This is a genomic window from Flectobacillus major DSM 103, from assembly GCF_000427405.1.
Taxonomy (GTDB): Bacteria; Bacteroidota; Bacteroidia; order Cytophagales; family Spirosomataceae; genus Flectobacillus; species Flectobacillus major.
On sequence record NZ_KE386491.1, the window covers coordinates 3,005,423 to 3,029,680 of the forward strand.

The window sequence follows — 24,258 nt, forward strand, 5'->3', positions numbered from 1 at the left end:
TCTCTTCCTCAAAATCAATCGGTTGTCTTTGGCGACTTCTGTTTGATTATTAATCTAAGCGACTGGTCATAGGTAATGTAGTTCCAGAGCCAGTTAATAAATATCAATAGCCTATTTTTTACTCCTACTATCGACATCAAGTGTACAAACATCCAAGTAAGCCAAGCAAAAAATCCTTGAAAACGCCAAAATGGCAAATCCACCACAGCCAAATTGCGTCCTACGGTAGCCATTGAGCCTAGGTCTTTATACGAAAACTCCTTCATAGGATTTCCTCTCAATAAACTCGGGAGGTTTTTTGAAAGCAATCTTGCTTGCTGAATAGCGGGCTGGGCTACTTGTGGGTGTCCGTTGGGGTATTTTTCTTCGCTCATTAGGGCTACATCGCCAATAGCAAAAACATTATCGTAGCCCTCTACCTGATTATAACGGTTTACTTTTAAACGACCACCCCTTACGAGTGTGTCGGGATTGAGCCCTTCGATAAAATTAGCCTTGATACCTGCCGCCCAAACAAGATTGTTGGTTCTGATTTGCTGGCCGTTGTTGAGATAAGCATATTTCCCATCAAAATCAGTCACTCTTGTATTCAACATGACCTTGACACCTAATTGTTCCAGATACTCCTTTGATTTAATTTGAGCATTTTTTGACATAGGCCCCAAAAGCTCCGCTCCCGACTCTACGATATACACTTTCATCAGGTCAAAGTCTAGCTCAGGATAATCTTTTGGCAACACATGGCGTTTCATTTCGGCTAGTGTTCCTGACACCTCCACGCCTGTAGGGCCACCTCCTACTACGAGTACAGTCATCAAACCTTGGCGTTCGTCATCACTGTCAGACACAAGGGCTTTTTCAAAGTTTTCTAATAGCCTATTCCTCAACCCCAGAGCCTCGCCTACCGATTTCATAGGAAGGGCTTTTTCTTGGATATTTTTTTGTCCGAAAAAGTTGGTATCCGCCCCTATAGCCAAAATCAAATAATCATAAGCAATATACCCCAATTGCGTTTCGATGGTTTGGTTTTGGGTATCTAGCTTGGTTACTTCGGTAATTCTTACATGAGCATCTTTATAGTCATGAAAAGCTAGCCTCAATGGAAACGAAATAGCTGAAGGCTCTAAACCCGCTGTAGCTACTTGATAAAACAATGGCTGAAATTGATGATAATTGTTTTTATCTATCAACACTACTTGAAAATCTTCGCTATCGGCAAGGCTACGTGCTATTTGTAAGCCTCCAAAACCAGCACCAATAATCACTACTCGCTTTTTGTCCGTTTCAGGAATATTTGGGGTCATAATTATATATTTATTATTGGAAATTAGCGATTGAATTAACTGAAAAAGAGCGAATTACAAATAAGTAATCATACATTTAAGATTATGCCATTAGGCTAACAACTACAAAAAATGATTACTAGCATATTAGCCATAAAACACATACACCTAGTTGTATTATTTTAATGAACGAATATAACAATACCCACCTCACAAGTCACTAATTCAATCTACAAATACCTTTTCAGGAAACTTCCAACTTTTTGAGGTGATTTGCTCGTAGTAGCGCTCGTACATCGGCAAGATATTGGCAATATCAAACTCTTTTGCACGATTGAGAGCATTCACTTTGAATTTGGCCAAACGCTCGTCACTTTCCAATATATGAATCGTATTGCGAGCCATATCATCAATATCACCAATATTGCTCACAAATCCTGTTACACCGTTGATATTTACTTCTGGAATTCCCCCTGCATTGGAAGAGATCACTGGTACTTCGCAGGCCATTGCCTCCAAGGCGGCCAAGCCAAAACTTTCTTTTTCAGATAATAGTAAAAAGACATCCGCCAAAGAAAGAACCTCCTCGATTACATCAAGTTTACCCAAAAAGCGAACATCGTTTTGTACGCCCAATTCTCGACAAAGCATTTCTATACTGGTTCTTTCGGGGCCATCGCCTACCAGCAAAAGTTTGCTCGGAATCTGTTGGTTTACCAAATGAAATACCTTTACTACATCTTCAATCCGTTTTACTTTTCTAAAATTGGATGTGTGCATCAATAGCTTTTCGCCATTAGGACAAATCGCTATTTTGAAATGGTCTTTTCTAAGCTTTTTAAATCTTTCTAAATCAATAAAATTAGGAATCACCTCTATTTTACTGATAATTTCAAACTCATCGTAAGTATCATTACGTAAGCTTTCAGATACGGCCGTCACCCCGTCCGACTCGTTGATAGAGAATGTAACAACGGGCTCAAAGGATGGGTCTTTGCCCACCAAGGTTATATCAGTACCATGAAGCGTTGTAATAAATGGAATATGTACCCCTTTCGATTTCAGAATTTGTTTGGCCAAAAATGCCGCCGACGCATGCGGAATAGCATAGTGGACATGCAACAAATCAAGCTTTTCGTTCAATACAACATTGACAATCTTGCTAGCCAATGCCGACTCGTAAGGCAAATACTGAAACAATGGGTAACTCGATATACTTACTTCGTGGTAATAAATATTTTCATTAAAAAAATCTAATCTTGATGGCTGACTATATGTAATAAAATGTACTTCATGACCTGCTTTGGCTAATGCTTTTCCTAGCTCTGTGGCTACTACACCACTACCGCCGTAGGTTGGATAACAAACTATTCCGATTTTCATTGAGTAAATTGAGATTGAGTGTTTGATGGTCGTCTATTTGATGCCGAATAATAGTTATTTCGCTTTTTAGTTCAAAAAAACGAACTAGCTTTGTGTTGCTAAAGTTATAAAACCTGTACGGTTTTAGCATTTCAAAGACCCAAAGTATACCTCTATTATCGGTTAATTTCACAAAAAAGATAGATAGTCGTAGGCTCAAAAATATGATTGAATATCACTTTTTTTAAGCGTCCTTTTTAAACAACACGTAAATTGTAAAAAATTCTCCCAAGCAGTCATAAAATATTACAAACGGCCATAACTCATTTCATGATCAGTTGCTATTTTTGGTCTTTTTGCGTATTTGTGCCCATAAAGCATATAATTTTGGCACTATGAAAACTAGCCACAAAATCACTTTTTCGCAGTCTAGCCTCGCATTTGCTCGTCTTATTCGCTGGCCTAATTTATGTATTATTGCATTTACCCAATATTTTACCCGTATTTTTTTGATTCACGAAAGCGATGCCTCTTTGGATATTATTCAAGATACTTTTTTGGAAAAAAACCTTTTCCTCATAACGCTTTCTACAATTTTGATTGCTGCGTCGGGCTATATTATCAATGACTATTATGACATCAAAATTGATTTGGTCAATAAGCCTCATCGTGTGGTGATTGGACGATATATCAAACGCCGATGGGCCTTGGTTATCAATCAGGTATTCAATGCTTCGGGTATTTTGTTGGGTTTGATGGTCAGTAGAAAGGTATTCCTTGTCAATTTATTAGCAGTTTTTTGCTTATGGGTATATTCCAATCGCCTGAAAAGACTAGCCTTTTGGGGTAATTTTTTAGTGGCTATTCTCACGGGTTTTTCATTGCTCATACTGGCGGTATATTACCCTGGCCATCAACGAGAGGTCTGGATTTATGCCATTTTTTCGTTTGCTATTACCCTGATTCGCGAGATTATTAAAGATATGGAAGACCTAAAAGGTGATGAAAAGCACGGCTGTAGAACCCTGCCTATTATTTGGGGAATAGCACGCACCAAAACGTTGTTGTATGTATTTATTGCTGCTTTTATTGTTACCTTATTTGTATTGGCTACCCAACTACCCCATTCACGTATTGGGTATGTATTTTTGGTTTTGATGCTTCCTTTGGGCTATTTAACCTACAAGCTAGTATATGCCGACAAGCCTAAAGACTTTGCTTTTTTGAGCAACGCCTGCAAAATCATGATGTTATTGGGTGTACTAAGTATGGTTTTTGCCTAAAAAAATAGCTCGGTCATGTAAGTGACCGAGCTAAGAATAAAGCTAGCCCATAAATTCACCAGCTACCAGAAAAGTACTTATTGGCCACATTAGCATAAATTCAAAAGCTTGCCTAAAAAACTTTGACTTCACGCCATATTTCAGGACATTCACCCCTATTTATTCTGCTACTAGCTTATCTATCAATCGCTCAAAATCAGCTACCCATTGGTCATAATATTTGCCTGTACCTGGCCCCGAAAAGCCTGTGTGTATTTCACGAGCTTTCCCTTTTTTGTCGATAATAATTGTGGTAGGAAAACCTATAACTTTGTTGAGCATTGGTAGGGTTTTGGAGGCTTCGGCCTTGTCGTTTGTACCTGCCAGCAAAACCTCGTAGTCTATCTCAAAACGCTTCTTCATTTTCTCAATTTTAGGAGCAGATTCTTGCAAATCAGCACTTTTCTCATAAGCTAAACCTATTATTTCAATCCCTTTTTGCTTATTTTTTTTGTACCAAGGCGACAAGAAATTACTTTCGTCCATACAATTAGGACACCACGAACCCATGATTTGTAAAATAACCACCTTGTTTTGATAACGGGTATCAGACAATGAAACTTTCTTGCCCGTCAAATCAGGAAATGAAAAGCTAATACCATTATAACCTGGTTTGATAAAAGTTAAGCTATTAGCATCGGGTAGCTTAGCCTTATCGTCTTTACGGGCAGTCCAGCTTTCATGTCCTGAAGCACCCGCATAAAAATCGCCTTTCATTGTATTATCCGATATTTTGGCTTTGAACAAAAAAACGTGCGAGCCATCAAAACACGATAGCTTGAGGCTATCGCCTACCACATTTCCTTGCAAATAACGATAATCGCCCGTTGAGGTTAAAAATGTTCCTGTGAGCTTTTCATTTTGTTGTTGAAAAACCCCTACAGCAAGGGTTGTATCGCCTTCGTCGCCAATAAAAGTAGTGGCCCATGTTCCCGAAATATCCTTTACACTTGGTGGAATAGGAGTTTCAAATCGACTGGCACTATTGAAAGTAGCTTTTAATGGCAAACTGGTATATTCCGTTCCTTTACGGCGTTTTTTCCAGTAACCCTCAAGGCTATTATTGCTGATTTTAGCCACAATTTCGGCCTCAAAAATCTGGATAGGAATATGGATAGAATCGCCCTGTAGAGTTACGGTATCCATCTTGAGGCGTTCGTCGCCATTGAGTACAACAGCCGTATAAGTAGCCGAATCGGCATTGGGGGTAAGTTCTAGTCCAAAAGGGAGTTCGCCTCCTGGCGATGCCAATACTACACGCCAAAGTCCTGCATGGGGCTTGAGGTTAGCGGTATTTTGTTGACAAGCCCAAAAAGAAAGGCACAATAGGATAACACCTAGAAAGTTGTTTTTTTTCATGTTGATGATTGGTTTTCTAAACAAAAATAGAAAAAATAGGCAATTTTTGCCGATTTCTGTCCAAAAACCTTTGCATTTTCATTAAAGCCCTTGGCCTTTGTACTTAATTCAATGAAGTTCTGGAAAGCCAAACAGATTTTCCGTATTTTTGTCAATATTGCATTTTTGGATCTTGGTATTCTACATTCCGAGTAGACACTTTTAGTACCAAAAGTAGGCTGGGAATAGCATTCCATATAGCCTAATCACGCATAACTTTGATAATTCACAGGGCAAATCATGATTGCCCAAAGCCCTATAAAAACAATGTATCACGAATCAGTAATGCTCAATGAGTGCTTGGATGGCCTCAATATTCGCCCCGATGGCGTTTATGTAGATGTCACTTTTGGAGGAGGAGGCCACTCAAAGGCAATTTTAGCCCGTTTGGGCGAAAAGGGCAAATTGTTGGCTTTTGACCAAGACCCCGATGCCCAACAAAATGCTAAATTAATAGACGACAAAAGATTTACTTTTATTGAAGCTAATTTTAGATATATCAAAAAATACCTTCGTTTGTATGGCATTAAGCAAGTAGATGGGATTTTGGCCGACTTTGGTATTTCGTCGCACCAAATAGACGAACCTACAAGGGGGTTTTCAACCCGTTTTGATGGCGATTTAGATATGCGTATGAACCAAAAAGCTGAAGTTTCGGCCTTTACGGTCATTAATAAATACCCCGAAGACCAGCTTCATAAGATTTTTGGGATGTACGGCGAAATCAAAAACGCCAAAACCTTGGCTTCGGCCATCTGTTCGGCTCGTATGAACGCCCCCATTCAAACGACTGGCGAGTTGAAAACTATTTTAGAGAAATATGCCCCTAAGTTCAAAGAGTTTAGGTACTTTGCTCAAGTATTTCAAGCCATCAGAATTGAAGTAAACCAAGAGCTAGAGGTAATTCAAGAGTTTTTGGAACAAACCCCTGAGCTACTCCGTGATACTGAAAGCCGTTTGTGTATCATGACTTTTCATTCGCTAGAAGACCGTTTGGTGAAGAACTATATCAAAACAGGTAATTTTTATGGCGAACCCCAAAAAGATATTGTATATGGTACTATTACCAAACCCTTAGATGCAGTATCACGCAAACCTATAGAAGCATCGCAAGAAGAACTAGCCCGAAACAACCGTTCAAGAAGTGCCAAATTGCGTATCGCTACTTTGTCGGAATAAGCAACAAGCCCAAGTATTCTAATTGTATAAAATCAATGGCCAGAAACGTATCAAAACAGCAACCTAAGCGAGCATCAAGCCACAAAACCAATCGTGGTATTTTTGATTTTTTTGACAGAGTTTTCAACATGGACCGTCTTTTGGGGGGCGAATTCCCCGCCTATCAGTTACGGTATGTACTGTGGGTTTCTTTACTGATTGTGATGTATATCGCTTCGTCGCTGAATTCGGAGGGCTTGATTCACCAAATAGATAAAAGTAAGGCCGAGCTCGAAGAGATCCGAGCCGATTATACAACCCAACAAGCCGATTTTATGAAAGCTGGAAAGCAATCGGAAATTACTAAGCGTGTTGAGCCTATGGGGCTAGAAGAAAACAAGACTCCCCCTACCAAAATCATCATAAAAGACTGGTAATCAACAAACAATATTGTACCTTTTACCAAAGGGTTACCTGTCTTTTTTTTACTTATTTCTAACATTAGTATTCTATTTATCCATGAATATCAAAAAAGACATAGTAATACGTATTCGTATTATGTTTTTATTTATGTTACTTTTTGCCGTAAGTATTATCGGAAAAATATTCTATTTACAGAATATTGAGGGTGAAAAATGGCGAGAAAAAGCAAATATGTCTTATGTAAAAGAACGTACTATCGAGGCAGTACGAGGTAATATCTATTCGGACGATGGTAGCTTGTTAGCTACTTCACTTCCAAAATACAAACTAGGTTTTGACCCTTTGGTAAGTATCCGAAACAAAAAGAATCGTAAAATTTATGATGAAGGTATCGACTCGCTCTGTCATTTGTTAGCTAATTTTTATAAAGACCGCACCTATAAAGAATATTATGCCGAAATAGACTTAGCTCGTCGCAAAAAAATCACTTATATCGTACTCAACGACAAACTGATTGATTTTCAGGTGGTAAAAAAAATGCGGCAATGGCCCGTTTTTCGTTACGGAAAATTTAAGGGTGGTGTTGTTTTTGAGAAAGTAAATGTGCGTTATAACCCATTTGGCAAAATGGGTGCAAGAACCATCGGTTATAAAAAAGATAAAGACAAAGTAGGTATCGAAAACAGCTTTGATACCCAATTGGCTGGCACACCAGGCAGAGGTATTTTTGAAAAAATCGTAGGTGGAAGCTGGCGACCTGTAGAAGGAGGCGAACAGAGTATTCCTGTACAGGGGCTAGATGTACATACAACCCTCAACGTAAATATCCAAGACGTTGCCGAAACCTCGCTGATGCATGCCCTTAGAAAGTACCGTGCCGACAAAGGTTGTGTAATAGTAATGGAAGTAGCCACTGGCGAAATAAAAGCCATGACCAACCTAACACGTGTAGGCCGCGATACAGCTGTATATGCCGAAACCTATAACCATGCCGTATTAGGCCGTACCGACCCCGGCTCGGTATTTAAACTGCCCTCGATGATTGCTATTATGGAAGAATCGGGGCTTGAAAATACCGAAAAAGTAGCCACTGGCGATGGTACAATCAAAATTGGAAAGCTACAAACTGAAGATTCCAAAAAGGGAGGACACGGCACGATTTCGGCCGAAGAAGTTTTTGCGGTATCTTCAAATGTAGGCGTTATGCGGCTGATGCAAAAGTATTTTGGCGAAGCCAAACAAAAGAAATACTATGAGTATCTCCAAAAGTTCCACCTCAACGAACCGCTCAATTTCCAATTACGGCCAGATATGCCTCCAATTATCAACTTGCCCAAACGAGGCGATAAGTCGGCTATGTACTGGAATTCTATTGGCTATGGCGAGCTAATGACTCCGCTACAAATGCTTACTTTTTATAATGCTGTGGCCAACAATGGCAAATGGATTCAGCCTATTATTGTAAAAAATACCAAAATAGCTGACGAAGTTGTAGAGGACTACCACATGAATCAAATAAAATTTGAAGACCCTATTTGCTCAGAAAAAACCCTAGAGAAAGTTCGAAAAATGCTTGAAAGTGTTGTTGAACATGGTACAGCCAAAAATATCAAAAATCCTTTGTACAAAATTGCAGGCAAAACGGGTACTTCTCAAAAGCTTATTGACGGAAAATACCGTGAAGGGATGTATTATACCTCTTTTATTGGCTTTTTCCCTGCCGATGCCCCCAAATACAGTATTGCTGTAATGATAGACAACCCAAGGGGGGTATTGCGTGAAGCCCTTTATGCCAGCGATGCCTGTGCTCCTGTTTTTAAAGAAATAGCCGACAAAATTTATGCCTGCGATATTCAGATGCACAAATTACTTATTGCCGAAGAAGGACACAAAACCAACTATGCAACTCGTAAGATTATTGCTCACTCATCTGATATTAATACCATTAATAAAGAACTCAATATCAGCAAAGTGCCTCAAACAGAAGGCTGGACAATGGTAAAAACTGACGACTCGAACCGTATGGAGTTTGAAACTAAATTCAATAAAAAGAATAAAATTCCTGATACCCAAGGAATGTCGCTCAAAGATGCCCTATTTGTCCTCGAAAACAAAGGTATCCGTGTCAACTTTAAAGGTGTAGGCAAGGTTGTAAGCCAAAGTATTCCGCCTGGTACGATTTTCTCGAAAAACAGAACTATTGAGCTTACCCTCAAATAAATATCCTGATAATGTGGATTATATCTATAAAAATCCACATTATCACCCTATTTTTGTAAGGTTGTTTCAATATATTTATCCCACCGAATAATAGCTTTTGATTAATTCTATCAAAAATATTTGTATTTTTAGTTCAATTTCTATCAAGTACTATTATTTCGTCGATAATCACTATCTCAATCAATCTATGGCTTCTTTTACTGAGGACACAAACGATTCTGCCCAAGTATCAAAATTCAAATTATATCGCAATGGAGCTTTGGCTCTTATCGGACTTGCGGTTGCCTATTTGGCTTATCAGCAATATATTCAGGCACAAGTACAGGTGAGCCAAATACAGCTCAATTCTGAAGAAATCAAAACTATTAATACCGATTTAGGAAGGTTACGAGACGACATTCAAGACAACCGTACGGGTATTCAAGAAAAACAACAAAAGATTGATGAGCTAAAGGCTCAACTCGATGCCGTTAAAAATGAAGCAAAAAAGCAAAGTGAAGAACGCCAAAATGCCATTGTAGAGTCGCTTCAAAAACAAATTTCTCAGCTTTCGGCCGAAAAAGAACAATTACAAAATAGACTGAACAAAACGATTGGCGAGTATGAAACCAAAATTACTAGCTTTCAAAAAATCGTTAAGCAAAAAGATAGCATTATTGCAGGCCAGCGTACCACTATCGGCCAACTAGAGGTTGTACTGGCTCAAAAACAAAATGAGGTAAAAAAACTCGAATTTGAGCTAAATGAAACCAACGACGTAATTGAATCGCTCGACGATAAACTTCACGTTACAATTACTGACGTTAGTTTTTATGCCAATGGTTTTGACGATACCGACGACGACCTAAATAGTACAAAAAACAAGAAAAATATTACAGAATTAGGGATTTTTTATTCTTTGAGTCGAGAAATCAAAACCAATGAAAAGATTTTGGTAGAACTTTCGTTACCCAATCAGAAAATCATTGGCAAGAAAGAATTTACGAATAAAGACATAGATGATATTCAAAAACAAGCCAAACAAAATGGCGTTGAACGTCCTCTGAGCATCAAAATCCAAAAAGGCTCGTTCGATGTGCCACTCAAAATCAATTTTTACGTAAAAGTGGGTAGCCACAAACAACGTTTATTTTTGATAGACTCAAAGTTAATCCCAGCTATTAGAACAAAAAAATTGTTATAAACTCCCCGAAAAGTGGCAGGCTACAACTCAACGGCCTCCTTTTTCTACTGACACAATGAAAACAGTTACAGAAATCCTTCAGCATGTAAACACAGTCTCTATTTCAGGAAATCCAGCCATAGAGATTCAACACTTAACGATTGACTCTCGTCAGGTTGTGAAAGATACTCTATTTGCAGCCCTCAGAGGAACGCAAATAGATGGACATACTTTTATAGAAAAAGCTATTGAATTGGGTGCATCGGCTATTCTTTGCGAAGAACTCCCCGAACAAACCCATGAAAACATAACTTATATTGTTGTAGAAGACTCATCGGCGGCTTTAGGTGCAATTTCTTCTAATTTTTATAATAACCCTTCGGCCAAGCTGAAGCTAGTAGGTATTACAGGTACTAATGGCAAAACCACTACGGTTACATTACTGTTTCGCTTGTTTCGCAAATTAGGCTATCGTTGTGGGCTTATTTCTACCGTTCAAAACCAAATCGACGAAGAGGTTATTCCTTCTACACATACTACCCCCGATGCCATTAACCTCAACAAGCTATTGGCACAGATGGTAGCAGCAGGCTGTACGCATGCTTTCATGGAGGTAAGCTCGCACTCAGTGGTACAACACCGTATTACAGGGTTAACTTTTGCAGGGGGAATTTTCTCGAATATTACACACGACCACCTCGATTTTCATAAAACCTTCGACAACTATATCAAAGCCAAAAAAGGCTTTTTTGATATGTTGCCCAAAACAGCTTTTGCCCTTATCAATATCGACGACCGCCGTGGGGCTGTCATGGTACAAAATACCAAGGCAAATATCAGTACCTATTCGCTCGAAACCCTTGCTACGGTAAAAGGTCGTATTATTTCAGACAGTATCTATGGCCTTGAAATGGAAATCGACAACCAAGAGATTCATTTCCAACTAATTGGCACATTCAATGCCTACAACCTCATGGCTATTTATGGAGCAGCTATTTTGCTGGGCGAAGACAAAGAGGAAGTTCTCATTAATATGTCGAGCTTACAAACTGCCCCTGGGCGTTTTGAACAACTGGTATCGCCAACTAACAAAAAAGTAGGTATTGTAGATTACGCCCATACACCCGATGCCTTAGAAAACGTTTTGAAAACCATTAATCAAATTAAAAATGGTAATCAAAGTGTTATTACAATTGTAGGATGTGGGGGAAATCGTGATGCTACCAAACGCCCTATTATGGCCAAAATTGCCTGCGAACTCAGTGATAAAGTAATACTCACATCGGACAACCCACGCTTTGAAGAACCCGAAGAAATTTTGGCTCAAATGCAAAAAGGTGTTCCGCCTATCGACTACAAAAAAACCCAAACCATTGTTGACAGAAAAGAAGCTATCCTTTTCGCTGTCAATCACTTATCGGCCAATGGCGATATTATCTTGGTAGCAGGAAAAGGCCACGAAACATATCAGGAAATCAAGGGTATTAAGCACGACTTTGACGACCGAGAAATACTCAGACAAGCATTTGGGATATAACTCATAATCTGATAGTTAGTGTATAATTCATAAAACTTAATCATCATTTGTAATCGTTTATTCATAAAAAATTGTGAAATTTGAGGGCTTAAATCATACCTTATTTATCAACAATTTTCTATCCACTGAACCATGCTTTATTATCTTTTTGATTATTTAGATAAACATTTCAATTTTCCGGGTGCGGGTGTATTTCAATATATCACATTTCGTGCATTTGCCGCTACGCTTACTTCGCTAGGGATAGCCGCTATTTGGGGAAAAACCGTTATTAATATGCTTCGCAAATTACAAATCGGCGAAGATATTCGTGATTTGGGGCTTGAGGGCCAAATGCAGAAAAAAGGAACACCTACAATGGGTGGATTTATTATCCTTTTATCGTTATTAGTTCCTACCCTCCTTTTTGCCAAACTTCACAATGTCTATATTATTTTGTTGGTAATTACAGCCGTTTGGTTGGGTGGAGTTGGTTTTTTAGACGACTATATCAAGGTATTTCGGAAAAATAAAGAAGGTCTTTCTGGGCGTTTCAAAATTGTAGGACAAGTTGGCCTTGGCCTAATTGTAGGGCTTACGATGTGGTTCAACGACGACATCAAAGTTCGTACTTATGAAAAAGCTAAAATTGCAGCCAATATTGGCGAAATCCAAAAATTCACCGATTCAAAAGCTCTTATCACTACTGTTCCTTTTCTCAAAAACAACCAGTTTGATTACAGCTATTTAATTCCTGATGCTTTTGACCAATACACTTGGATTTTGTACGTAATCGTGGTGATTTTTATTATCACAGCCGTTTCAAATGGAGCCAATATTACCGATGGTATCGATGGCCTTGCCGCTGGCACATCCGTAATTATTGGTATTGCCTTGGCTATTTTGGCCTATGTATCGGGTAATAAAGTTATTTCGCAATACCTCAATATTATGTTTATTCCTAATTCGGGAGAGCTGGCCGTTTTTTGTGCGGCCTTTGTGGGGGCTTGTGTGGGCTTTTTGTGGTACAATGCCTATCCTGCACAAGTATTTATGGGCGATACGGGTAGTCTGATGCTTGGGGGAATAATCGCCACTTTAGCTATTGTAATCAGAAAAGAATTATTGATTCCAGTACTGTGTGGTATCTTCTTGGTCGAGCTACTTTCTGTGATTATCCAAGTAACGTATTTTAAATATACTAAAAAGAAATTTGGCGAAGGGCGTCGGGTATTCTTGATGTCGCCATTGCACCACCACTACCAAAAAAAGGGTTATCATGAAGCCAAAATTGTGACACGTTTCTGGATTATTTGTATTCTCTTGGTAGTAATGTCGTTGGTAACTTTAAAGCTAAGGTAACAATAATGACAAAACGAAGTTAGAAGATTCAATAATAGACCTTAAAAACTCATATTGTATGAATACCTAATTTTGGCATTTTTGTATAATAATCGTCTCCAAAAAGAGTTTGTAAACAACAAGCTCTTTTTTTTATGAGCATAGGTTTTACAACCAAGACAAGCAGGATACATAATACTTTTGATATTCGTACCTTACAGTGGGTATTTTATGGGTTTTATCAACCATTCATAAAAACTTACAAAAATTACGCTTTGTCAAATGAACTATTGATTAACTTTGGTGTCAAAACAAAACGTAGTGATGAAATCTAAAAATCATGACTACTCTATTGAAAAACAAAAACGTGTACCGAAATGATGAAGTTCTTCATAATACTAGCCTTGATTCTCTTCGTATTTCCACGATTATTGAAATGGGCACTAAGAGGCTTTGTAGTTTCTCAAATCAACAAAGCACAACAAAATTACCAACAACAGCAACAACCCAATTATCAAAGCTCTCATAAAAGAGAAGGCCAAATCGATGTTGATTTTGTACCTCCAAAATCTGGAAAATCATCCGATGATTTTAGAGGTGGCGAGTATATTGATTACGAAGAAGTAAAAGATTAAATTTAGCTACTAGCAAATTGAACAAAGTAGGATATTTTTTAGTTATACCAATACTCCTCAATTTGCTAGTACAATACCAAAATTATAGATTTATCATAATTTCATCTTACAAACAAGCATTTTGAGATACTATTTTTTCAGTTTTGTCGAATTTATAGCTTATATACTGGCTTTTTCCAACCTAAAAATAGTAATTTTACAAAAAACAAGGTAGTGATAGTAAAGAAACAACATATAATTTTTTTCCTCACATTTTTTATATTAATGTTGGCTAACATTAATATTGCAAAAACTCAAACTATCAAAAATTGTATTAAAGAAAGAATTTATACGTCAAAACATTTACACAATAAAGTCTTTTTTAGTCCACACAGCCATCAACATTCACAGCACGACTCTTGTAATATAGACTACTCTTCATCCGACAATGAAGATAGTGAGAAAGATTACTCTAATTCGGATACCATTCTCAAAATCCAAGACGATGATTTTTTGTACTGGTATCTATACACTTCAACCTTTAATAACAAATACGCAGACAATTACACAGGTATTGTGATAAGCCTGCATACACCTCCTCCCCAATACTAACATTTTCCATATTTTTTCTTTCCAAAACAATCAACCTACATAAATATCTACCACGAATCTATGACAACTAAGCGTTGTGATAGACTAGCGATATTTTTTGAGTTATACTTCATTCAATTAAAATCAACAAACAAAACTAGTTTGGAGGGTATTCTTAGGAGTACCTTCCTCCAAACTAATTTTGAATATATGCTCAAAGGATTATTGGCTCTGGTCAGGTCAATACGACAATAACCACTATTGGAAGAAAACAAGGGAAATCAATCTAGCCGAATTTCTCATTACTTACTGAAAATCAAACAACTGGTATTGTATCTTGATACGATACCACCATATTATCCTGTGCGATTTTTGGTATGATTTTTTTACGAAAAGCACTCTTATAAATTTATAGCAATCTCAAAATAAAAGAAAAGACTCATACTGTATTATCTATCTCTGGTATGGCCTCGTCTGAGTTTTAAGAATGCTCAAATCAGACAAATAGAAAAGTTATGAAAAAATTAGTGTTAGCAGCAGTAGTATGCTCTTTTTTGGCATCCTGCAGTCAAAAGGACGAAAAAGCAGACATTGTAGTCGAGAACTACACGGTAACATCGCCTGTCGTAGTAGATACCTTTCTGCACACCGACTACGTAGCCGAAATTAACGCCGTTCAGAACGTAGAAATCAGAGCCCGATTGAAAGGATATTTAGAAAAAATATACATCGACGAGGGTAAATACGTACAACAAGGACAAGTACTATTTAGTATCAATAACCCCGAACTCAAGGAAGAAGTAGTAAAAGCCAAAGCGATTGTAAGGAGTATGCTTACCGAGCTAAAAGCCGCCGAGCTAGACCTCAACAATGTAAAGAAATTGGTAGATAAAAATGTGGTTTCTAAAACAGAACTAGAACTAGCCCAAAACAAAGTAGAATTGGCTAGTGCCAAAGTTGAAGAAGCTCAAGCCAACGAATCTTTTGCCAAAATCAAACTTACTTATACCCAAATCAAAGCCCCTTTTAGCGGGCTCGTCAATCGGATTCCTAATAAACCTGGGAGTTTGATTGAGGATGGTACGTTGCTAACTACCATTTCCAAAAACGATGAGGTATTTGCTTATTTTGATGTTTCGGAAAAAGAATATCTTGATTATGCCGACAACCTAAAAACCCAAAAAACAGCAAGCCCCCAAGTAACCCTATTGTTGGCCAATGGCGAAGAACACGACTTTAAAGGACGTATCGAAACCAGCGAAGGAGAAATAGACCAAAGCACGGGTAATATTGCCTTTCGTGCCCGCTTTGCCAACCCCGAAAAAATCTTGAAACATGGTGCTAGTGGTAAAGTACGCTTATTGCAACGCTACAGAAATGCCATGCTGATTCCTCAAAAAGCTACTTTCGAGATTCAAGACAGAATATATGTTTATGTAATTGATAATAAAAACAAGGTGAAGTCAAGAGCCATCAAGACTACCAAGCGTTTGCCTCACTTCTATATAGTTGATTCGGGTTTAAGCATAGACGACCGCATTATTTATGACGGTATCCAAAATGTGAAAGAAGGAATGTTGGTTAATCCACAATTCCTTACCATGAGCAAAATTGCAAAAGAACTTTCGAAAAACGACTCTATTAAATAGGCCCAGAAATTATGTTTACTAACTTCATAAATCGACCTGTGCTATCATTGGTTATCTCCATTTTCATTGTGATTTTGGGGATATTATCCATGACTAGCCTTCCAGTAACGCAATACCCCGATATTGCACCTCCAGCAGTAACCGTAACTACCAAATACACAGGTGCCAATGCCGAAGTATGTGCCAAAGCCGTAGTGACTCCTCTTGAACGAGCCATCAACGGTGTACCCGGTATGACCTATATGACTTCGGTGTCGGGCAACGACGGTACGAGTATTATTCAAGTATATTTTGAGGTAGGAACCGACCCCGACGTAGCTGCCGTAAACGTACAAAACCGTGCTACTACCGTACTCGACGAGCTTCCAGAAGAAGTAATCAAAGCTGGGGTAGTTACCGAAAAAGAGGTAAATAGTATGCTTTTGTATATCAACCTTATCAGTGAAGATACTACCCTCGACGAAAAGTTTATCTATAACTTTGCCGACATTAATGTCCTTGCCGAACTCAAAAGGATTAATGGTGTAGGTTTTGTTGATATTATGGGTTCTAGAGAATACGCTATGCGTGTTTGGCTAAAACCAGGGCGTTTGGATGCCTACCAGATTTCGGCAGAAGATGTCATAAAAGCCCTTAAAGAACAAAACGTAGAAGCCGCCCCCGGTAAAATAGGCGAAAGTTCGGGTCGTCAGGCTCAGTCGTTACAATATGTATTGCGTTATACAGGTAAAATGACCGAAAAAGAGCAATATGAAAACGTAGTTATTAAAGTAACTGACAGTGGCGAAATGTTGCGACTCAGAGACGTTGCCGATATAGAATTTGGCTCGCTCGACTACGATGTACTTTCTAAAGAAAATGGAAAACCTTCGGCGGCTATTGTACTCAAACAACGCCCAGGCTCAAATGCCAGTCAGGTTATTGCCGATATTAAAGCCCGTTTGGAATACCTCAAAGAAACATCGTTTCCTCCAGGCATGACCTATACGCTCAGTTATGACGTATCTCGTTTTCTTGATGCCTCTATTCATGAAGTAGTCAAAACTCTTTTTGAAGCCTTTATTTTGGTGGCATTGGTGGTATTTATTTTCTTGCAGGATGTTCGCTCTACGCTAATTCCGGTACTGGCTGTGCCTGTGTCGTTGGTCGGTACATTTGCCTTTATGCAACTGTTTGGCTTTTCTATCAATCTACTTACCCTGTTTGCCTTGGTACTAGCCATTGGTATTGTGGTCGACGATGCCATTGTCGTAGTAGAATCGGTACATGCCAAAATGGAAGAAAAACACCTAAGTGCTAAACTAGCCACGATTGAGTCTATTACCGAAATCAGTAGTGCAATTATTGCTATTACCTTGGTAATGTCGGCGGTATTTATTCCTGTGGCTTTCTTGGATGGCCCTGTTGGGGTGTTCTATCGACAGTTTTCGGTAACAATGGCCATTGCTATTGTCATATCGGGTATCAATGCCCTTACACTTACGCCAGCCTTATGTGCCTTGATTTTGAAAAACCCTCATCTTGGCGAAAAGAAATCCACTTTTGTAAGTCGTTTTTTTGATGCTTTCAATACCAAATTTGACCAACTCACAGGCCGATACGCAAGCTTACTTCGTATTATTGCCAATCGTCGTTTAGTTACAATCTTGGTATTGGTGGGCTTTAGTGTTGGTACTTGGGGGGTTGCTCAGATTTTGCCTACCAGTTTTATTCCTAGCGAAGACCAAGGTACAATCTATGCCAGTGTTACTACACCTGTAGGGGCTACCCTCGAAAGAACCGAGGGTGTTATGAACGAGATTGATAAAATTGCACAGACTATCCCTGAAGTATCTTCTATTTCGAGCTTATCGGGCTTTAGTATGATGACCGATGGCGTTGGGGCTTCGTTTGGGATGAGTACTATCAACCTCAAAGGCTGGGAAGAACGTAAGGCTACAGCCAACGATATTATTGCTATTCTTATCGAAAAAACCAAAAATATCAAAGGAGCAGACATTCAGTTTTTCCCTCCTCCTGCCGTACCGGGTTTTGGTAATGCCAGTGGTTTTGAGATGCGTTTGTTAGATAAAACAGGAACAGGTAACCTCCAAAATACCGCCCGTGTTGCCGACAAGTTTATTGAAGACTTAAAAAAACGCCCTGAAATCAAGGATGTGTTTTCAAGTTTCAACCCCAATTTCCCACAATATTTGATTCATATCGACCAAGATATGGCTGCTAAAAAAGGGATTTCGGTCGACAACGCCATGAGTAATTTACAGTCTTTGATTGGTAGTTTTTATGCAACCAACTTTATTACTTATGGTCAAATGTACAAAGTAATGGTGCAGTCTGACCCTAAATTTAGGGCTCAGCCAGAAGATATCATGAAGCTGCGTATCAAAAACAAAAAAGGAGAAATGGTACCCTATTCTATTTTTAGTAGAATAGAAAGAGTATACGGCCCCGAACAGCTTACTCGTTACAACATGTATATTTCGGCCATGCTCAACGGCGAGCCTGCCGCTGGCTACAGTACTGGCGACGCTATCAATGCGATTAAAGAGGTAGCCAAAACAAGCCTTCCTCGTGGCTATATTTACGAGTGGTCGGGTATGACCCGTGAAGAAGTATTGTCGGGCAATCAGGTTGTAGCTGTATTTTCAATTTGTTTATTATTTGTTTATTTATTGTTATCGGCACAATACGAAAGCTTTGTTTTGCCGTTGGCCGTTATTGTATCGCTTCCAATGGGTATTTTCGGCTCGTTGTTTTTCTTGTATATTTTTGGTCTTGAAAACAATATCTATGCCCAAGTTGCTATGGTTATGTTGATTGGGCTTTTAGGCAAAAATGCTATCCTGATTGTCGAATTTGCTATTCACGAGCAACAACAAGGCAAAAGTATTTTGCGTGCCGCTGTAGGCGGTGCTGTAGCCCGTTTCAGACCTATCCTAATGACTTCATTTGCCTTTATTGCGGGGCTTATTCCGCTCATGTCGGCATCTGGAGCTGGAGCTATCGGTAACAGAACCATTGGTACTGCCGCCGCTGGAGGTATGCTATTCGGAACAGTTTTTGGGATTATTATTATTCCTGGACTCTACGTAATTTTTGCAAGCCTTACCAAAAAGAAGAAGAAAACCAATAAAACCTTAGAAGAAGCTTATGTTTAAATATAAAGGTATATCTCTTTTAATCTTCACCGTCTTTATGGCTGGATGTAAGATAAAACAGGAAATTCCACAGAATAAACCTTTATTGGCAATGGCCAATAAATACACTGCTCTGTCAGACTCAGCACAGGTAACATTACCATCTATCCAAACTTTTTTTGCTGACTCTACTTTGATTAGCTTGATTGACACGGCACTTCACAACAATTTTGATATGCAAATAACCTTGCAAAGAATTGAAATGGCTCGTGCTGGCGTAAGGTTTGCTAAGGGGCTTGGCTTGCCCGAACTTTCGGCCAATGTAGCCGCTGGTGGGCGTAAGTTTGGAAAATATACTGTTGATGGTGTTGGCAATTATGATACTCAATTTTCTACCAATATCGACGACAAACAACAAATTCCATCGCCATTTATTCCTGACTACCTCGTTGGTGTACAATCGGCTTGGGAAGTCGATTTGTGGGGTAAACTAAAAAGTCAGAAAAAGGCTGCTTTATCACGATTTCTGAGTGCGGGTTTTGGGAGAAATCTGGTAGAAACAGCCCTTATTGCAGAAGTTGCCAATGCTTATTTTGAATTGTTGGTATTAGACAATGAATTGATGTTTCTTGAAGAAAATATCAAGCTACAACAATCATCGCTCGACATGGTGCGTATTCTAAAACAAGCTGGTGAAGCCAACCAGTTGGGCGTTGAGTTACTCAAAGCTCAGTTGCTTAGCTCGTCGGCACTCAAGATAGAGGTAAATCAGCAAATCATTTTGAATGAAAGTAAAATCAATTTCTTGCTTGGACGTTATCCTCAGCCTATCAAGCGGCCTGTTTTTGCTTGGGAAAATGTAATTCCGCCAACTTTATCGGCAGGAATACCATCGGCTTTACTCCAAAACCGCCCCGATATTAAGCAAGCAGAGCTTGAGCTTTTGGCCAGTAATGCCGACTTATATACAGCCAAAGCGGCTTTTTACCCTTCGCTCAATATTACGGGAACACTAGGCTTGCAGGCATTCAAAGCATTATTGCTGGTCAACCCTGCTTCGGCAGCTTATGGTATAACGGGTGGCTTGGTAGCTCCTTTGGCCAACCGCCGTCAACTCGCCGCAGGACTTATGAGTGCCAAAGCCGAACAACAAATTGCTTATACCAATTACCAAAAATCTATAGTGAACGGTTTTACAGAAGTGTATAATTACATGAACCTTATTCGTACTAATGCCGAAATTTATAAGCTCAAATCGGAAGAAGTAGCATCGCTTCGCAATTCAATCGGTATTTCATCTGAACTATTCAAATCGGGGCGAGCTACCTATTTGGAAGTAATTACGGCTCAGAAAAATGCTCTACAAGCACAAATTGAGCTTATTAATATTAAAAAACAACAATATTCAGTAGCAATTGGCCTTTATAAGTCGTTGGGGGGCGGCTGGAAAAATAACTAAAAGCCTATCATTGTCAAGGCTCAATATAACTTTACAATTAGCTGGCGAATGTATTCGCTAGCTAATTGTAATTTTCAAGCTAAAACAAGTTAATGTCACCTATTTCGCCAACAATCCAACCATTTTATCAGAAATCCTATTTCTACAACACTTTGTGTCTTGCTGTTTATTACTGTTCGCTTTTCACTAATTGTTCTACTACTTCTGGAAAATGTTTATGTTCTAAAACCTGTCCTTTTTTAGCAACATCCTCAGGCGAATCGCTTGGTAATACAGGGTATGAAGCCTGAAAAATAACCGTTCCTTCGTCATAATGCTCGTTCACATAATGAATCGTAATACCTGATTCTGTTTCTTGATTGGCTACCACGGCTTCATGAACAAAATGTCCATACATACCTTTTCCCCCAAATTTTGGTAATAAGGCAGGATGAATGTTCACAATACGATTGGGATAGGCAGCTACTAAATTTTGCGGTATTAGCCACAAAAAACCCGCCAATATAACCCAGTCGATTTGGTTGTCTTGCAATATCTCTACAATGGCATCGGATTTGAACTGAGCCCTATCAAATAACACCAAGGGTACATTCAAACGTTTTGCCCGCTCAATTACACCCGCTTGAGGATTATTACACAGAATCAATTTGATATTAATAAAATCTGAATCACGAAAATACTCAACGAAACGTTCAACATTCGAACCCGAACCTGAAGCAAAAAGGGCAAGATTTTTCAATTTGTAAGAGTTTTTGATATTTTAATAACTTTTCAACAAAGTTAACGTATCATTTCCAACCTTTCTAGTCTAAAGGTAGTCTTTATCATAACAAATGTACCTCATATAAGTAGGTGTACCGAACCTTGGGTTCAAATAGTTTTGTACAATTACTTACTAACTTCAATCTCAGTATTTAACAACCAGTTTTTGCCCCATGAAAACATATTCAATTGTAGCCATCGCCCTTGTATTTTTGTTGAGTGCCTGCACTCGTGAAAACGTAGATGCTTCTGCCAAAGAAAATACCTCTGGTATTGCGGCTATCAAAGGCTCTTGGAAACTCGTCAATGTATTTTTGAGCGATGCTATTGATAGACCTTGCGGACAAGATTCGCTATCAAAAGACATAACGCTAGTAGTTACCGACGAACCAAGCAATAGTACCCCCAATACCTTTTCTATCAATGGGCAGTCGGCGGTTAATTTGTTTTTTGGCTCGGTAACAATTACCTCTTACGACAACAATACACATATAGGAACTGTAAAGATGAGTGCTTTAGGAAGCACCAAAATGGCAGGAACACCAGAGATGAATCAATGTGAACAAGGTTACTTTGATAAACTTTCGACAGCAACAGACTTTAGCCTTGCCAAAGATGCCTCTGGGAAAACCTTGCTTTACTTGGGTATTTTCAAGAAGAACAATACCCCTTCACGCGATGGAGGTGTATATTTAATTTATGAAAAAATCAAATAGGGATTAAACCATAAGAGATTATTGTGTCTATAGCATTAAATAGACTTTGTCAGCTATAAACAAGCGGTTAAATCTATTTTTCATCCCTTGCAAATGATTCATATCATATACAAACATTACACCTTTGGGGCAATAAGCCTCATAAACCATGTAGTGATTTTCCCCGTTAAACCATCTAACCTATTTCATCGTTAGGCTGTCGTAAAACGACGGCCTATTTTTTTGTTCAAAAAAATAGGCCAGAAACAGTTTCTGGCCTATTACTATTATGATACTATTAAAACAGCTTCATTGTTATTTCTTCTATACAGCTAACTTTGGTACTTGACGTTTGGCCAATTCAAATGCACCAAACATTACTCCCGAAAACAATAGATTGCTCAACATGGTGTTTCTCAAAAATGGAAGGGCGTTTCCATAACATTCTACCAAACCATTCATATCGGTAGTGTAAAGCTGACCACCCAACCATACACATAAATTAGATACTATAAAAAAGCCTAATGTACCTACCACATTAGCAGCTAATAGATTGGTAAGTGTTACTTTTTTGAGCAATACTACACCAGCCGTAACCACAACGGCAAAGCTTACAAATGTACCCCACTCAAAACCCATCGAGAAACTCGGATAATATTCTTTATAAAATACGTTGTTCAATACTAAATTAGAAAGCCACAAGGCCAATACTGGCAAAGCATACGCCCAACGCTTGTTAGCAAAATAAGCTCCACCAAACAAAGCCATTGCTCCGACAGGAGAAAAGTTGGCCAAAGAAGGTGTTAAAAACAAAAAACGACTGACTGCTGCTATGGCAATCATGCCTGCAATTACCCCAAAACGAAGATTTATTGAGTTTTTCATGAAATGTCTTTATTTGAATACACAACAAATTTAATAACCTTTCAATATTTAGCAGTAATTTTGGGTCACAAATAAACACGATTCTTGATTTCGTGCTACAAATCATGCCAATATTCTCGAAAAATTTCAAATTAGGACTTTTAGGTGGCGGCCAATTAGGACGCATGTTGCTCCAAGCTGCCATAGATTTAGACATTCACGTGAAGTCGCTTGACCCCGACCCCGATGCCCCTTGTGCCAAAATAGCACCAGAGTTTGTTTGTGGGTCGTTCTTAGACTTCGATACGGTTTATCAATTTGGACAAGATTGTGAGGTTATCACCATCGAAATTGAAAATGTAAACCTCGAAGCATTGAAGAAACTTCAAGCAGAAGGCAAAAAGGTTTTCCCTCAGCCCGAAGTACTTGAAATCATCCAAGATAAGCGTGTACAAAAACAGTTTTATCGTGACCACCATCTGCCAACGGCCGATTTTGTGCTAACCGACAACCAAGACGCTGTAGCAGCCAATACCGCTTTTTTGCCAGCCTTCAACAAACTAGGCAAAGGCGGCTACGATGGCCGTGGTGTACAACGAATCAGTACTGCCGAAGACGTACATTTGGCTTTTACAGAACCAAGCTTGCTAGAAAAAGCGGTTGATTTTGAAAAAGAAATTGCTGTTATTGTTGCTCGCAATGAGCAAGGCGAATGTCGCACATTTCCAACGGTAGAATGTGTGTTTCACCCTGTACACAACTTGGTAGAATACCTTTTTGCTCCTGCCGAGGTTTCGGAAGAAATCAACCAGCAGGCCAAAGATATTGCGATTCAGACAGCCGAAAAACTTAATATTGTTGGGCTTTTGGCAGTAGAGATGTTCTTGACCAAAGATGGACAAGTATTGATTAATGAAGTAGCCCCAAGAACTCATAATAGTGGGCATCATACCATTCGAGCTAATCATACATCTCAGTTTGAACAGCACCTCCGAGCCGTATTGGGCTTGCCATTGGGCGACACCACCGCACACAGCAAAGCCGCAATGGTAAACCTTTTGGGCGAAGACGGCTATTCGGGCGATGTGCAATATGTGGGTATGCTCGAAACCTTGGCAATCGAGGGGGTTTTCCCTTTTCTATATGGTAAAAAAATCACTAAACCATTCCGCAAAATGGGACATATTACGGTGGTCGACGAAAATATTGATTCGCTCAAAAAGAAAGTAGCGATTGTCAAAGAAACCCTCAAGGTGATTGCCTAAAACAAAAAACTAGTCAATTAATTTTAATCAATGCTCA

At 38.9% G+C, this 24,258-nt stretch carries 18 protein-coding genes; 13 read left to right on the forward strand and 5 right to left on the reverse strand.

The genetic code is table 11. From position 1 onward, the window contains the following. Positions 1–14 precede the first annotated feature (14 nt). Together FLEMA_RS0123725 and bshA are read right to left on the reverse strand one after the other, a co-directional pair. Entirely contained in the window at positions 15–1,304 is a 1,290-nt protein-coding gene (locus FLEMA_RS0123725; RefSeq protein ID WP_026996079.1) for an NAD(P)/FAD-dependent oxidoreductase, read from the reverse strand. Positions 1,305–1,508: 204 nt separating this feature from the next. Further along, positions 1,509–2,666: an N-acetyl-alpha-D-glucosaminyl L-malate synthase BshA gene (gene bshA, locus FLEMA_RS0123730; protein WP_026997808.1), complete on the reverse strand. Its 1,158-nt coding sequence runs from the start codon at positions 2,664–2,666 to the stop codon at positions 1,509–1,511. A gap of 374 nt (positions 2,667–3,040) precedes the next feature. Here bshA and FLEMA_RS69770 point away from each other — a divergent pair, with 374 nt between their 5' ends. Beyond that, a complete protein-coding gene (locus tag FLEMA_RS69770; protein ID WP_044171907.1) occupies positions 3,041–3,928 on the forward strand; it encodes a geranylgeranylglycerol-phosphate geranylgeranyltransferase in 888 nt (295 codons plus the stop codon). Between the two features lie 159 nt (positions 3,929–4,087). On the opposite strand, the gene FLEMA_RS0123780 is transcribed toward FLEMA_RS69770, so the two are convergent. After that, positions 4,088–5,326, reverse strand: a complete 1,239-nt coding sequence (locus tag FLEMA_RS0123780) for a peroxiredoxin family protein (RefSeq protein WP_026996082.1) — start codon at positions 5,324–5,326, stop codon at positions 4,088–4,090. Between the two features lie 306 nt (positions 5,327–5,632). On the opposite strand from FLEMA_RS0123780, the gene rsmH reads away from it, so the two are divergent. The 10 genes from rsmH (at position 5,633) to FLEMA_RS69830 (ending at position 20,635) form a co-directional block, all read left to right on the forward strand. Continuing rightward, positions 5,633–6,544: a 16S rRNA (cytosine(1402)-N(4))-methyltransferase RsmH gene (gene rsmH / locus FLEMA_RS69780; RefSeq protein WP_044174769.1), complete on the forward strand. Its 912-nt coding sequence runs from the start codon at positions 5,633–5,635 to the stop codon at positions 6,542–6,544. A gap of 35 nt (positions 6,545–6,579) precedes the next feature. Continuing rightward, complete coding sequence (locus tag FLEMA_RS69785; RefSeq protein ID WP_044171909.1) at positions 6,580–6,960, forward strand: FtsL-like putative cell division protein; 381 nt, start codon at positions 6,580–6,582, stop codon at positions 6,958–6,960. An 82-nt stretch (positions 6,961–7,042) separates the two neighbouring features. Next, positions 7,043–9,166 (forward strand): PASTA domain-containing penicillin-binding protein, encoded by a 2,124-nt coding sequence (locus tag FLEMA_RS69790; protein WP_044171910.1) that lies wholly within the window; start codon positions 7,043–7,045, stop codon positions 9,164–9,166. Between the two features lie 187 nt (positions 9,167–9,353). Then, positions 9,354–10,349 carry a hypothetical protein gene (locus tag FLEMA_RS69795; RefSeq protein ID WP_044171911.1) on the forward strand — a complete coding sequence of 332 codons (996 nt, stop codon included), beginning with the start codon at positions 9,354–9,356 and terminating at the stop codon, positions 10,347–10,349. A 55-nt stretch (positions 10,350–10,404) separates the two neighbouring features. Continuing rightward, positions 10,405–11,865: a UDP-N-acetylmuramoyl-L-alanyl-D-glutamate--2,6-diaminopimelate ligase gene (locus tag FLEMA_RS69800; protein WP_052354111.1), complete on the forward strand. Its 1,461-nt coding sequence runs from the start codon at positions 10,405–10,407 to the stop codon at positions 11,863–11,865. Between the two features lie 132 nt (positions 11,866–11,997). Next, complete coding sequence (gene mraY, locus FLEMA_RS69805) at positions 11,998–13,206, forward strand: phospho-N-acetylmuramoyl-pentapeptide-transferase (RefSeq protein ID WP_044171912.1); 1,209 nt, start codon at positions 11,998–12,000, stop codon at positions 13,204–13,206. A 356-nt stretch (positions 13,207–13,562) separates the two neighbouring features. After that, positions 13,563–13,820, forward strand: coding sequence for a DUF4834 family protein (locus FLEMA_RS0124020; RefSeq protein WP_081681329.1), 258 nt, complete (start codon positions 13,563–13,565; stop codon positions 13,818–13,820). 1,085 nt (positions 13,821–14,905) lie between these two features. Then, the gene (locus FLEMA_RS69820) at positions 14,906–16,039 is read left to right on the forward strand and encodes an efflux RND transporter periplasmic adaptor subunit (protein ID WP_044171915.1); all 1,134 of its coding nucleotides are present in this window, start codon (positions 14,906–14,908) and stop codon (positions 16,037–16,039) included. Between the two features lie 11 nt (positions 16,040–16,050). Beyond that, complete coding sequence (locus FLEMA_RS69825; protein WP_044171916.1) at positions 16,051–19,197, forward strand: efflux RND transporter permease subunit; 3,147 nt, start codon at positions 16,051–16,053, stop codon at positions 19,195–19,197. Continuing rightward, on the forward strand, positions 19,190–20,635 hold the full coding sequence (locus FLEMA_RS69830) for a TolC family protein (RefSeq protein WP_044171917.1): 1,446 nt from the start codon (positions 19,190–19,192) through the stop codon (positions 20,633–20,635). The genes FLEMA_RS69825 and FLEMA_RS69830 overlap by 8 nt, the downstream gene beginning before the upstream one ends. A 169-nt stretch (positions 20,636–20,804) precedes the next feature. On the opposite strand, the gene purN is transcribed toward FLEMA_RS69830, so the two are convergent. Continuing rightward, positions 20,805–21,374 carry a phosphoribosylglycinamide formyltransferase gene (gene purN, locus FLEMA_RS0124190; protein ID WP_026997809.1) on the reverse strand — a complete coding sequence of 190 codons (570 nt, stop codon included), beginning with the start codon at positions 21,372–21,374 and terminating at the stop codon, positions 20,805–20,807. Positions 21,375–21,570: 196 nt separating this feature from the next. Between purN and FLEMA_RS69835 the strand changes: the two genes are divergently transcribed. Beyond that, the gene (locus FLEMA_RS69835; protein WP_044171918.1) at positions 21,571–22,113 is read left to right on the forward strand and encodes an META domain-containing protein; all 543 of its coding nucleotides are present in this window, start codon (positions 21,571–21,573) and stop codon (positions 22,111–22,113) included. A 303-nt stretch (positions 22,114–22,416) separates the two neighbouring features. Here the strand turns inward: FLEMA_RS69835 and FLEMA_RS0124225 are convergent, their stop codons facing one another. After that, positions 22,417–22,977, reverse strand: coding sequence for a DUF6580 family putative transport protein (locus FLEMA_RS0124225; protein WP_044171919.1), 561 nt, complete (start codon positions 22,975–22,977; stop codon positions 22,417–22,419). A 104-nt stretch (positions 22,978–23,081) separates the two neighbouring features. On the opposite strand from FLEMA_RS0124225, the gene FLEMA_RS69840 reads away from it, so the two are divergent. Continuing rightward, on the forward strand, positions 23,082–24,221 hold the full coding sequence (locus FLEMA_RS69840; protein ID WP_044171920.1) for a 5-(carboxyamino)imidazole ribonucleotide synthase: 1,140 nt from the start codon (positions 23,082–23,084) through the stop codon (positions 24,219–24,221). The last annotated feature ends 37 nt before the right edge of the window (positions 24,222–24,258 follow it).